Annotated in this window: 8 protein-coding genes; 5 read left to right on the forward strand and 3 right to left on the reverse strand. The window is 58.8% G+C overall.

Going from position 1 to position 12,736, the window contains the following annotated elements; translation table 11 throughout:
• Positions 1 to 7 precede the first annotated feature (7 nt).
• Entirely contained in the window at positions 8 to 2,173 is a 2,166-nt protein-coding gene (locus BLW80_RS11485) for an oligosaccharide flippase family protein (RefSeq protein ID WP_093757984.1), read from the forward strand.
• Between the two features lie 112 nt (positions 2,174 to 2,285).
• Positions 2,286 to 5,015 carry a non-ribosomal peptide synthetase gene (locus BLW80_RS11490; protein ID WP_244528106.1) on the forward strand — a complete coding sequence of 910 codons (2,730 nt, stop codon included), beginning with the start codon at positions 2,286 to 2,288 and terminating at the stop codon, positions 5,013 to 5,015.
• A 63-nt stretch (positions 5,016 to 5,078) separates the two neighbouring features.
• On the opposite strand, the gene BLW80_RS11495 is transcribed toward BLW80_RS11490, so the two are convergent.
• Entirely contained in the window at positions 5,079 to 5,606 is a 528-nt protein-coding gene (locus BLW80_RS11495; protein ID WP_093757985.1) for a DsrE family protein, read from the reverse strand.
• A 626-nt stretch (positions 5,607 to 6,232) separates the two neighbouring features.
• Between BLW80_RS11495 and BLW80_RS11500 the strand changes: the two genes are divergently transcribed.
• The 3 genes from BLW80_RS11500 to BLW80_RS11510 are packed head-to-tail and all read left to right on the forward strand — an operon-like array spanning position 6,233 to position 9,195.
• The gene (locus tag BLW80_RS11500) at positions 6,233 to 7,507 is read left to right on the forward strand and encodes a coiled-coil domain-containing protein (RefSeq protein WP_139285808.1); all 1,275 of its coding nucleotides are present in this window, start codon (positions 6,233 to 6,235) and stop codon (positions 7,505 to 7,507) included.
• Positions 7,508 to 7,555: 48 nt separating this feature from the next.
• Positions 7,556 to 8,578: a TAXI family TRAP transporter solute-binding subunit gene (locus BLW80_RS11505; protein WP_093758233.1), complete on the forward strand. Its 1,023-nt coding sequence runs from the start codon at positions 7,556 to 7,558 to the stop codon at positions 8,576 to 8,578.
• Positions 8,575 to 9,195: a type VI secretion system-associated protein TagO gene (locus BLW80_RS11510; protein ID WP_093757987.1), complete on the forward strand. Its 621-nt coding sequence runs from the start codon at positions 8,575 to 8,577 to the stop codon at positions 9,193 to 9,195. The genes BLW80_RS11505 and BLW80_RS11510 overlap by 4 nt, the downstream gene beginning before the upstream one ends.
• A gap of 229 nt (positions 9,196 to 9,424) precedes the next feature.
• Here BLW80_RS11510 and BLW80_RS11515 read toward each other — a convergent pair whose 3' ends face one another.
• Together BLW80_RS11515 and BLW80_RS11520 are read right to left on the reverse strand one after the other, a co-directional pair.
• Positions 9,425 to 10,813 carry an HlyD family type I secretion periplasmic adaptor subunit gene (locus tag BLW80_RS11515; RefSeq protein ID WP_244528108.1) on the reverse strand — a complete coding sequence of 463 codons (1,389 nt, stop codon included), beginning with the start codon at positions 10,811 to 10,813 and terminating at the stop codon, positions 9,425 to 9,427.
• A gap of 104 nt (positions 10,814 to 10,917) precedes the next feature.
• Positions 10,918 to 12,717: a type I secretion system permease/ATPase gene (locus BLW80_RS11520; RefSeq protein ID WP_093757988.1), complete on the reverse strand. Its 1,800-nt coding sequence runs from the start codon at positions 12,715 to 12,717 to the stop codon at positions 10,918 to 10,920.
• Positions 12,718 to 12,736: the final 19 nt, after the last annotated feature.

The raw sequence follows: 12,736 nt of genomic DNA on the forward strand, positions 1-12,736 counted from the left end.
GGGCAGCATGATTATCGAGACCTTCGGTCCACCAGGCGCTGGCAAAACAACCTTTAGTCGGGCACTCGCTCAACGCCTGCGTGACCGCGGGTATGAGGTCGACCTCGTACTTACGTTGCCGCATCTATCCAATCATCTTCTGAACTTTGGTGGATTTCTTCCAGCGCTGCAGCGCGTCACTCTCGCGATCTTCGCCACCATCGCAATCTTGTGCCGTCCTATCGCAAATGCCCGAGGGTTGCGTCTAGCGAAAGACCTGCTCCGACTAATGCCACCCAATAATCCCGTTTGGAGGATCAGGCTTAGCCAATACGTCGTCCGATTCTCCTGCGTGTGGAGAGATTCGCACAAGTCAGATCGCATCGTCTTGTTCGACCAGGGCTTTGTGCAGATCGTTTGCACCTTAGCCCTGTTTAGCCGAGCAGACGAGAAGACGATCGCTCGTGCAATCGGCATGAGGACACAATCCGATCTGCTGATCCGGTTTGATGCTCCGAAGGAGCTGTTGGAAAAGCGCCTCCATGAGCGAGTACACCAAAAAACCTACATGGAGAAATGGTTCGAGCCTGACGTAGCGACCTTTCTCAAGGCAAAGCCGATTACTGACTACGTTGGCTCATTACTCGCGGCCGAGCATCAACGGGTGATCTGCATCAACTCGCTTGATCCCGGCCTGATGTCCAGGGCTCTCGACCGTATCGAAGAAGAGGTCTCGAGTAAGTTCAGGCCCAATGGAGCGGTCAGCTCGTCACCCGACCCAGGGGAGGAAAGTTTTGAACCTTATGCCGAGAAGTTCACGCTACCCCTGCCGACGCCCGAGACAATCGGAGCTTTCACAGCTCCGGCTCAACCCGAGCTCGCTCGGCGCATGGCCAGCGCAAGCCTGTGGGCATTCGTCATCTATGTTGGCGGCGCCGGGCTGACGTGCGTGGCTCAACTTGTCATTGCCCGTACGATAGGAGCGACGAGTTACGGTATCTATTCATACGTTTTGGCTTGGACGACCCTTCTCTCCTACATCGCGGGACTCGGGTTCAACACGGTTCTGCTGCGATATGTGCCGGCCTATAGCGCGACCGGAAAGTGGCCATTGGCGCGCGGAGTTATTCAATTTGCATTCGGACGATCATTGTTGGTTGGGATGTTGGTTGCGATCTGCGGAGTCGCCACCGCACTATTCCTGTCGGAGACGCTTCATAGGGAGCTGACTATCAGTCTGGCGGTTGGCATGGCGACCGTCCCATTGGTCGCGCTTTACGTTCTCGGTTCCGCTACGGTACGCGCGCTGGGTGGCGTCATTTCGGCAATTGCGCCCGAACGCTTCGTTCGGGATGGCCTTATGGTTGTGCTGCTTCTGCTTGCCGTGGCACTCAACGTCACGCCAATTGATGCGACAACGGTTTTGATCGCTTTGATGGCAAGCTCTGCCGTCACAGCAGCCATCGTCGGACTGAGCATGCGGAAGCTTTGGCCGCCACAATTACGCTCGGCGGTGCCGGCTTATGCACCTCGCGACTGGTGGCATCTCGCCTGTCCTGTCATGATCTTGATTGGAGTTGAGGTTCTCATGAGCCGCGCCGGCGTGATTATCCTCGGCTGGACCGGCGATGCCCACGAGGCCGGCATCTTCGCACTGGGGTTGAATTTAGCTCTCTTTCTTGTTCTGCCTCGGATGGCAGTAGGGACTTTCTTTTCGCCGAACGTCTCGAAGCTTCACGCGCATCGGAATGAGGCAGCGCTTCAGAGTCTGTTTGCTCGAGCAACTGTCCTGTCGCTGGCTGGAACAGTCGTGCTGGCACTTCCACTTTTGTTGCTGACGGTACCGCTACTCCGCTTTTTTGGCGAGGAATTCGTTGCAACAGCTCCGGTCGCCCAAATTCTCGTCGTCGGACAGATATTTGCTGCTGCTACTGGTCCGCAGCAAAATCTTCTGACTATGACAGGGCATGAGCGGGCAGCAGCCGCAATCACGGCGATCGGAGCCGCCATGAACGTTGTCGCCTGTGCGATCGGCATTGCTTTCTTTGGAGTGATGGGTGCCGCCGTTGCGACGGCCGTGACGAATGTAGCCTGGAACATGGCAATGGCGATCTACATCTACAAACGCGTGAACATGACGGCCGGCCTGCTCTTTGCCTTTGTAGAGTTTCGTCGGCCCGCCGCCGCTGAATAGCCCGGTAATTGGATAGAGGCCGGAAAATTGGTGCAGCCCTATCATTCACTCGAAGGACGTCAATAGCGGACGTGTGGCCTACGATCTCCATCCCGCAACGGTGAGTACCGTCATGCAACTTCAGAGATTTCCCGATGGATCCTTGGCGAAACGCGCGAAGACGTTCGTTGGCGGGCGCGCACTTTCCGGAGATTCAAGCGAGCCTGCACAAGCCCTCTGGATGAAACCTCCCGAATTGCCCCTCGACCTGGGCGGGCCTGTCGATCGCCCGTTCAATCGTATGGGCGTCGAATTTGCCGGCGTGCCCGCGATCACGCATCTGGATGCGGTGGCAAAGAGATTTCCGAACAACGTAGCGATCAGCGATGACACCCGCCAAATCACATATTCGGATTTTCTGATCAGAGTTTTGACGCTGGCCCAGGCGATTGCAGCGGTGGCTCCCGAGGGGCGGGCCGTCGGCCTGTTGTTGCGCCACTCGATCTGGCATCCGATCGCCATGCTTGCATGTATGGCCGCAGGGCGCCCCCTGGTGCCGCTCAATCCGCGCGATCCGGACCAGCGACTTGCCCACATCGTTGCAAATGCACAGATTTCTGTACTGATCGGCCAGGGCGACAGTAGCTCAACCAAATGGATCGACGAAGACGGCCTGCGTTGGATCGATATTACGCACGCGAACGAACTTTTCGATGACGCCCCATCGCTTGAGCCAGTCTCGGTGGATGCACCTGCCCTTGTGCTCTACACCTCGGGTAGCACCGGACAGCCAAAGGGTGTTGTGAATAGCCAGCGCAGCTTGCTCCAGCGCGTCCAGCAATATGCGGATGCATGCCACATAGACGCTACTGACGTCTTCATGCCTCTGAGCGGCCCTACGACCATTGCGGGCACCAGAGAGATGCTCACGGCCTTGCTGACCGGCGCAAGATTGCATATGGCGGATGTCGAGGCCCTTGGCCTTCGCGGCGTGTTGCGTCAGATCCGATCACAACAGATAACGATCACCTACATCGTTCCCGCTCTTCTGCGCGCAGTGATTACCGCGAGCGAAACCGGTGATTTCGAGTCGCTCCGGGTTGTCCGTATCGGCGGCGAGAAGGTGCTGTGGACGGATGTCGCGCTCGTCCGAAAGGTCGTGAAGCCCTCCTGCTTCATTCAGATCAGCTATTCGTCGACCGAAACCACCGGCACGCAGTGGTTTCTTCCCGACGACTGCAAGGAAAGTGATTTCAGCATACCCCCGGTTGGTTATTTGCTTCCCGGAATGTCGTTTGCCGTCGTCGACGACAACGGGGTGCCTGTGCCCACCGGCGAGGTCGGAGAGCTGATCATCAAGAGCATGCATGTGCTGCTTGGTTACTGGGAGAACGGTCAGGTGCTTCCTGCATTACCCGACCCGGATGACGACCGTTGCCGCATCTTCCCGACAGGCGACCTTGTTACTGTCGATCCGCGCGGATTGATGCAGATGCTGGGACGAAAGGGGCGTCAGCTCAAAATCAATGGACGGCGTGTCGAACCGGCTGAACTCGAGGTCGTCGTACGCAGAATTACCTATGTGAGCGACGCCGTCGCCATCGTCACCGATTCAAGCGAGCTGGTTATTTTTGCATCGCCAGGTGTCGAGGCCAAAGCAACATTCACGGCTGACGTTAGGGACGTTATCAGGCAGACGCTTCCGACCGCATTGCATCCCACCAGACTGCATGAAATCGCGGAACTTCCGCGCCTCGCCGGCGGAAAGATAGACGTCGCGAAACTCAAGGTGCTGGATACCGAGAGCCGAAGAGGTCCAGCCCCACCTCAGCCCCCAGGGGCGGGTGAAGTGAAGCAAGCCGAAAAAATAGTGGCGCAGGTATGGACGCGGATCCTAGGTACGGCCGACGTTGCCAGCCGCTGGGACGAGGCAGGTGGCGATTCCCTCAAGCTTCTGCGATGCGTGATGGAGCTGGAAGAGCTGGTCGGCCAAGAGCTCAACATGGAAGCTTTCACGGTGGACATGAGCGCAGCCGATATGATTCAGATCGTCGCTGCAGGTGGCCGATCGCAGCGGCAACAAGCCGCCGGGGAATTCCTGCCTCATCTGGTGATGTTGCCAGGCTCGATAGGTTACGGTCCGAGTCTGGCGGCGTTCGGGGCGCAGCTGAGCAAGACGGCTCATGTGATCCCGATCCGCTACCCGGATCTGACGTCTGCCCTGACCGGATGCGGCTCGGTCGACCACATGGCGACATCGGCTCTAGAGCAGATCAACGCCGTTCATCCCCGCGGCGATATACGTCTGATCGGCTATTCGCTGGGTGGCGGCGTCGCATTTGAAGTGGCAGCCCGGCTGATTGCGGAAGGCCGGTCAGTGAAATTTCTGGGCATTCTGGATACGAATATCGGCCCCCGCAGGAGTGACTATCGGGAGACCCTGTCACGTACGCTGCAGCGAGTTAGATCACACCGGGTTACGATGTACCGAATGCTGTGTCGCGCTATCGCAAAATGCGTTGCTCGACTCCACTGGGAGGTAAAGTTCTGTCGAATTCTCGATGCGAGGATCTGGACGCGCTTGGCCGGCACCCGCTTCATGCTCAAGTTGGAGCTTGAGGAGATTCTCCGGATGCAGGAATTCGGCCGCTGGGTGGCGAGTGCCAAATCTCGCTTGCCAATTACCGGAACGCTATTCCTTTGCAACCGGCGAGGGTCACCAGCACACCTCGGATGGGACTCTCTGTTTGCAAAACTGGAGGTAATTCCGATTGCTGGCGGCCATCTCGATCTCGTGATCGACCCGCATCTGACCGTCAACCGACCGGTCATCGAACGAGCGATCAAGTCGTCCTGTTCCTGATCTTCGACCAACAGATCCAACAGCTTGGAACGAGGCGATGCAGATCGCAGAGGCCCCTCTGGATCAAGGTCGCAAGTAGCTCCAGCCTCGCTCTTGCAGCTCCATGATCCGTACCACTCCGGATTTGGTGACCTTGGCCTGCGGGATGAGAGGAATATCTTTCGCCTCAGCTTTTGCCATGTTCTCGCGGGTGTTCCCGCATGCTGAAAAGGTCAGCTGTGGCATGGTTTCGCTCATGGATTTGATGCGCGCTTTGACGGGAGAAGTGTCATCTCGCAGCATATGCAGTCCGGGTCCAAAAACGACCACTTCGATCCCAACCTTTTGACCGATCTCGCTGTAGTGCTGAGCTACATTGCTGACATTATTGAGAGCGAGATTGATTGTCGCGGGGTCATTAACGTCAACCTGTACAACGAGCCGATGGGGCTGCATTCGGATGGCGGCAGTGGTTACCTTGGCGTTGGCGTTCATTTTGGCAGAAGTCTTGGCAGGCGTATTGATTTCTACAGCGCCGCTGGTTTGGGTGCTCAGCATCAAGATACTCCCAACGGCGGCCATGCTGGCGAAGACGACGAGTGATCTGTTCATGTTGTTTCCTTGAGTGTGCTGGGAGTGCGGGCTCAAGTGTGCGCGATAGCGTAGTCGCGCGCGAACAGGCGGGTCAAGAATGGTTCAGACAATGCAGGCGTGATCTACTTAATTGCCGCGATTGGTGCGCCTACCTCGTTGTGACTACTTCCATTGCTACATCGACAAACGGCCGATGAAGGCTGTGTCATCAAAATGGACACACATAAAAGCTCACCTGAGTTGTCACGATGTGGTCACAGGCAGTTGAGGTAGCATCGCATTGGCTACCGCGATCCAAAGCTGTTGAGGGCTCCCGCGCAACAAGCAGAACCGCTGCGCGTGCCTCGTCTGCAGTAGGAGCTTGCATTCTGTGGGTCCTCATTGGGGCTGCGGAGGATGGGCTATGCGGTGAAAGCCAATTCCGCGCGCAGGCCTCCGAATCTTCTCAAACACGGGAGCGGAACAGGGCTGAAGCCCTTGCACCTGTGCTTGTCGCGCCCCCCCGAGCAGAACTCAATGCGGCCCAGTCGACGGCTGAAGCGACCAGCACCACGTTAAGACAGGCGCTTGATCAAGAGCGAGCTAGGGCAGACGCCCTTGCGGGTGAACTTGCGACCCTCCGGGCGGAACTCGAGACGGCGCGGGTGGCAGGTAAGGAATCTGCCCAGGCCATCGAGGTAGGGATCAGGCAAACGCAAGCGCTCGAACACGAGCGAGACAAAACAATCGACCTTATGCGTGAGCTTGCCTTCCTTCGGACGGAACTCGACGCGGCGCGGATCGTGATTTCGAAAGCTGTGCAAGCCACCGAGGCAGAGATCAAGCAAGAGCAGGCGCTCGAACAGCAGGAGCGGTGGAAGGCAGACGCGCCCACCCATGACCTTGCTTCCCTTCGGGCGGAACTCGATACGGTGCGGATCGCAGCTTCGGACGCCGCAAAAGCCACCGCGGCAGAGATCGAGCAAAAGCAGGCGCTCGAACAGCAGCTCAAACAGCAGCAAGACGGGACGGAAGCCCTCATGCGTGAATTGTTCTCTCTCCGGACCGAACTCGACGCGGCGCGTGCCGCGACGCCGGAGGCTGCGCGGATCGTCGAGGCTGCGAAGGTCGAACAAGAGCGCGTATCTGCAAAGGAGCGCAGCCGGACCGAGGCAGTCGCCCGCGAGCTCTCCTCGGCGCGTCAGCAGATCGAGGAGCATGCCAGCCGTCTCGCGGCGGCACACGCTGAGGTGCTTCGGGTGACGGAGGCCAGCAACACCACGGCAGCAGAGCAGAAGCGAGCTCTTGCCAGCGAGCGCGAGCGTGCTGACGCACTTGTGCAGGAGCTTGCTCTTGTTAAGAACCAACTGGAGGCTCGAAACCAGCAGCTTGCTGCCGTGAGTGTTTCTCAGACTCTCGCTTCGCGCCAACCCGCCCCTACTGGTCGGAACGAAGGCGCGGTGGAGCCCCGTGCGAAGACGACCGAGGGAAAGAGCGCCTTGCCGCAGTGGGCTTCCACTCAGGCCGTCGCTTCATATGCGGAACGATCGTCCGTGTTGGAAACGCCACCGCAAGCACGGTCGACCGCTCGCGAAGCCGTGCCAAGTGTGGAGCCGAAAGTCCCCGTGGCATCAGAGGCAACCGTGCTGGCGAGTGTCGCTCCCTATTCTGTGGCGGACGAACAGAGACTGCTTGTTCGGGCGAACGCATTGCTCCGGCAAGCTGACATCAGCGGGGCGCGCCCATTGCTTGAACACGCTCTTGGACATGGTAGCGCGCGAGCCGCCTTTATGCTCGCGGAGACCTACGACGCCCGCGTGCTGAAATCGTGGAGCGCACGTGGAGTCCTCGGTGATTCCAGAAAGGCACTCGAACTGTATGAAAAGGCACAGGCGGGCGGCATTGAGGATGCGAAGGCGAGGATTGAGTCGCTGAAATAGCAGCCAGCTCGTGACGCGTAGATGGTCATTCCGAGAATGGAGACTCGCATGTCGCTCATCAAGTTCTCATTTGCTATGGCATTAGCGGCGTTCGGGCTGCAACTGGCTGCCAATGCCCAATCTCTCCCGACGCGCGAGACGCAGGCTATGGCGGCGGTGAAAAGGACCGAAACGGCCGCGAAAGAGCGCATCAATGCATGGACTGTCGGCCTCGCCGGCGGGCTCATTGAAGGGGCTCCGCTTCGTCTCGCGGCAGAGATCGCTCGCGTCGTAAACGAGGAGGATAAGCTTCACGTCCTCCCGATCGTGACGCGCGGAGCAACGGAAAACGTCAATTCGCTGCTGTATCTTAGAGGCGTTGATGCGGCGATCATCAACACGGATGCTCTTGAGGAATATAAAGCTCAAGTTCCGTCTATCGAACGGCGTATCGTTTACGTTCTGAACCTCTTTCCGTCCGAACTGCACATATTCGTCCGCCCGGAGATCCGGTCGCTCGAAGAACTCAAGGGAAAAAAGGTCAATTTCAATACGCAAGGTACGGCAGCCGCCTATTCCGGTCCGCTGATCTTCAGTCGGCTGGGACTAAACGTGGAAAAGATGTTCATTCCGCACCAGGTCGCATTGGAGCAAATGAAGCGCGGAGAAATCGCGGCCGTTGTGTTTGTGACGTCAAAGCCCGTCGACGCCTTTCTGAAGGGACGCTGGGATCCCGGATTTAAGTTCCTCTCCGTCGAATACGGCGCCAAATTTGAGGACTACTATCTTCCATCGTCTATCGATGCGGCGGACTATCCGAATCTCGTGCCGAAAGGTGAGCGGATAGCGACGATTGCAGTCCCCACCATTCTTGCGGCCTATAACTGGCCACAACAGTCTGACCGATACCGGCGCGTGGCGCGCCTTGTCGATCACCTGTTTGGTCGCTTCGACCGGTTGCAGTCCCCTGGTTTCGATCCGAAATGGAAGGAGGTCAATCTGCGGGCCAGCGTGCCGAGCCTCGGCCGGTTTAAGCCGGCGCAGGAATGGCTTGATCTTCCGCAAGCCGTAACAGCGGGACGGTCCCCATGAAGGACACGGGTACTCTCGGTCTGGCTGTGCTCTTGGTTATGAGCCAGACTGTGTGTGCTCAAACCGGTGGCGCCATAGATCGCCTGAAGACCTGCTCACAGTTTGAAGGCATGGAGCGCTTGAAGTGCGTCGATGAGCTGTTGGGGGAGATGACCGAAACCCACGCTACCACGCCGTCTCCAAGTCCGAACTGGATCATCAGCGAGACCACCTCTCCGGTGGATTATCAGCCGCAGATTGAGGCGCTGATGACAGCGCGCACAGCATCGCAAAATGCTGCCTCCGCGCTCGCCATCCATTGTCGCGCCCATCGCACGGAGTTGATAATTTCCACAAAGGGGTCCTGGAAGCAGGTCCCGGATGGTGAGGTGAAGGTCGCGCACCGGATCAACGAAGAGCCGGCTGTTGAACAGCGCTGGAGAGCCATAGAAGTGGGGAAAAGTCTTGCCTTTCCAGGCGACGTCGTCCGCTTGCTCCGTTCAATGCCGGATGGTAGCCAGCTTCTCGTTAAAGTCCACGTTGGGAAAGGTCCGGCATATGAAAGTACGTTTCAATTGGTCGGCTTGAATGCCATCCGACGCAAGATGGCGACGGCATGCAACTGGCCCGCGCCCTGACCGACGCGCGTACGAGTGCAGGACAACGCGACCAGTTCGCTCGCCTCCGTTGCGAAGATACCAGCCCGACATATCTGTCGCCTTGCGGCATGCGCAATTGCCTTCGCGCCCGCTCGTCCATTCAATGCTCCAACATCTTCAATGTCTTGGCATTGCGGCAACGACGGTTGTGCTGAACTGAACCAAGCCGCCGGCGAGGCTTCGGCAAGTCGCGGCGCCGGCTGGTCCCCTAGTCCTCCCGCATGCCACGCCGTATCGCATCGGTCATCGGTTGCATGAGATAGGCAAGAACGGTGCGTTCACCAGTCGCGATCAGGACGTCGGCCATCATGCCGGGCTTGAGCTTCTCGCGAATTTTGTCGGGAAATTTCGTCACTTGCACTGAAACTTTGACTTCGTAGTAAGGCTGGTGCGTGGCTTCGTCGCGAAGCGCATCGGCTGCCACCGAGAGAACCTCACCGATGGCGATCGGCGTCGAGCGAGCCTTGAACGAGGGAAGCCGCACTTCCGTGGGCATGCCGATTTGTACGTGATTGACATCGAGAGAGGATATTTTCGCGGCAACCACGAGGACGTCGTTGTCCGGTACGATTTCCATCAAGACGTCGCCCGGCTTGATCACCGCGCCGACCGTATGGACTTTCAGATTGACGATACGTCCGGAGCGAGATGCGCGAACATCCATCCGACCGAGAACGTCTGCGGCCATGCGCAGCTTCTCGCGCGCGTCAGCGAGCTGAGCGCGGGTGTCGGCAAGCTTACCGGTGGCTTCCTCCAGAACTTTCTGCCCGACCTGATTGATCTGTAACCGTGCTTCGTCGATGATCCGTCCGAAGCGCGCGATGTCGGCGTCGTATGAACCAATTCGGCCCTCAAGGTCGGATTTGGAACGCTCCAGAGTCGCAATCCGCGCGAACGGAACAATCCCCTGGTCGGCGAGCGGCTTGAGCTTGGTATATTCCTGCGCCATGCTGTCGAACTGCGCGCGTGCAGCCTTGCTTTGCGCAGCGTTTCCCTGGATCTGGCGCTGCGCCTGTCCGACCTTCTCTTCAAGGATCGAAACCTCGATCTTTCGCGCGACGCGGCGTTCCTCGAACCGCCGCTTCTGGTCGCCCATGGCACGCTGCGCAGAGGGATCGGAGGCCTTCTGCGTCAGTTCGGATGGAAACGTGATCGTATCGGCCCCATCGGCTTCCGCAAGCAGGCGCGCCTCTTCCGCGATTGCCGAATACACGGCCGAACGCGCGATCTCCTCCCGTGCCCGGTCCTGAGTTGGATCGAGCCGCAACAGCACCTGTCCCTGTTCGACATGCGCGTCGCCCCTCACCATCAGGCTTTGGACGATGCCGCCTTCCAGGTGCTGTACGGACTTACGGTCGCTCTCGACGACGATCGAGCCCGCAGCCACGACGGCACCGTCGATGGAGGCCAGGCCAGCCCAACCACCAAACACAACGAAGGTCAGGAACACGATGCCAAAGCCGCGTCTCGCCGGAGTGCGCCAATCGCCCGATGGGTCGCCATTTGCGTTCCCGGCGTCGCGATTCCGGAATATCGACAGCCATACCTTTGATAGCCAGATCAGCAACCGCGCCTTGATCTCCATAAATCGTTGCAAGACATCAGGCCTGCGAAACGCGTGGCCGCCATCGCTCAAACGTCTGAGGAGTCGCGCCAGTTCGTCCTGAGCAGCAATCTCTGCTCGCAATTTTGGAATCTTCATCATTGCCTCGTGACATGGACAGGCCGAGCCGAACTTGGGAACGGCGCGTGGCGCGAGGCCCCATCAACTCGGTGGCTTTCTGTTGCGATCCGCGGTTCGCGGCGCATGGGCGCAACGGTCTCACCAAGAAGCAAGGGAAGAAGCTCTTCGCGCGTACCCGCGCGCCCGATGCGTCCGTCATGCATGAAAACAATCTTGTCGACCAATGAAAGGAGATTTGGTCTGTGATTGATGATCACGATCGTCACACGCTGCTTACGGAGCATTTGGATGGCGTCAGCCAGAGCACGATCGCCGTCACCATCCAGATTGGCGTTCGGTTCATCGAGCACGACAAAGACGGGCCTGCCAAAAAGTGCGCGGGCCAACCCGATGCGTTGTCGCTGGCCGCCGGAAAGACCCGCCCCGTTTTCCCCGATGACAGTGTCGTAGCCCTGCGGCAGCCGCTGGATCATGGCATGCGCCGAAGCCAGCTGCGCCGCCTCGACAACCTGTTCATCCAACGCGCCGTCACGAAAGCGAGCGATGTTGTCGCGGACGGTCCCGGCGAATAATTCAACATCCTGCGGCAAGTAACCGAAACTTTGTCCAAGGAAACTGGCCTCGAAATGCCGGATGTCATTTCCATCGACACGTACGCAACCCTGTGCGGCTGGCCAGGCTCCAACCAGCGCGCGCGCTAAGGAAGATTTGCCGGAACCGGACGCACCGACGATCGCAACAACTTCGCCAGGTGACAGCCGGAAACTGACATCGGAAATCGCCGCCAACTGCGATCCCGGTACCATAACGGTCAAAGCCTCGACGGAGATGTTGCCGACCGGGGGCGGCAATCGCGTCGGTTGTCTTTCCGTCGCCCGCGTCCGCAGAGCCTCGTCGAGGCGGGAAAAAGACGTCCGCGCCGACACGAACGCTCTCCATTGCGCGACAGCCGCCTCTACCGGTGCGAGCGCGCGCCCCATGATCAAGGAGGCAGCGAAGAGAACGCCTCCCGAGATCTCCTGATGAATTGCCAGGTAAGCCCCGACGCCCATAATCGCCACCTGAATCGCCATCCGCAGAAATTTCGAGATTGCGAGCAGCGTTCCGCCGCGTTCTCCGGCCTTGGCGCTTTCAACGAGCGCCTGTCCATGCGTGGCGCCCCAGGCGGCGCGTATGGCAGGCCCCATTCCGAGACCACGGATCGCTTCCGCGTTACGAAGCGAGGACGTCAATCGGTCCAGAGCGTGGAGATTCTTGAACGAAGCCGCCATCAGCGGCGCTTTGGTGGCGCGCTCATTGAGAAAGGCGAGCGCAAGGATGACCAGCGCGCCTGTCAGAGCAACCATGCCGATCGACGGATGAAGCAGAAAACACATGCCGAGAAAAATCGGAGTCCAGGGTGCGTCCATCAGAGACGTGATCACGCCGCCGGATAGAACGTCGCGCAATGTGTCGACGTCGCGCAACAGCTGAACATGATGCGAGCTTCCTGTGCGCACTGCCTGCGCGAGAGCCGTTTCGAAAGCTTCTCCTGACAGCAAATGGTCGAAGCGAATTCCGGTTTGCACGAGAACACGGCTGCGAAAGTGCTCGAGTGCTGCGTAACTGATGAAAAGCGCGAGCGCGATCAGCGAAAGCAGCAACAGCGTCATCGCGTTTCGGCTCGTCAGCACGCGATCGTAGATCTGCATCGTATAAAGCGGCGAAACGAACACCAGGAGATTTATGAAGATAGACAGCCCGCCAGCGGCAAGCAGGCCTGGACGTATCTGGCGGAAAGCGTCCGCAAGCGTGGGCGGTCTTGCTGAAGTATACATGTGTGCATCCAGGCCGCCC

Source organism: Tardiphaga sp. OK245, from assembly GCF_900108575.1.
Taxonomy (GTDB): Bacteria; Pseudomonadota; Alphaproteobacteria; order Rhizobiales; family Xanthobacteraceae; genus Tardiphaga; species Tardiphaga robiniae.

What these genes read in the sequence shown, in the direction of transcription:
- BLW80_RS11505 (WP_093758233.1), top strand. Translation starts at nt 7,556, where the DNA reads ATGTCGCTCATCAAGTTCTCATTTGCTATGGCATTAGCGGCGTTCGGG.
- BLW80_RS11510 (WP_093757987.1), top strand. Translation starts at nt 8,575, where the DNA reads ATGAAGGACACGGGTACTCTCGGTCTGGCTGTGCTCTTGGTTATGAGC.
- BLW80_RS11495 (WP_093757985.1), bottom strand. Translation starts at nt 5,606, where the DNA reads ATGAACAGATCACTCGTCGTCTTCGCCAGCATGGCCGCCGTTGGGAGT.
- BLW80_RS11520 (WP_093757988.1), bottom strand. Translation starts at nt 12,717, where the DNA reads ATGTATACTTCAGCAAGACCGCCCACGCTTGCGGACGCTTTCCGCCAG.
- BLW80_RS11485 (WP_093757984.1), top strand. Translation starts at nt 8, where the DNA reads ATGATTATCGAGACCTTCGGTCCACCAGGCGCTGGCAAAACAACCTTT.
- BLW80_RS11490 (WP_244528106.1), top strand. Translation starts at nt 2,286, where the DNA reads ATGCAACTTCAGAGATTTCCCGATGGATCCTTGGCGAAACGCGCGAAG.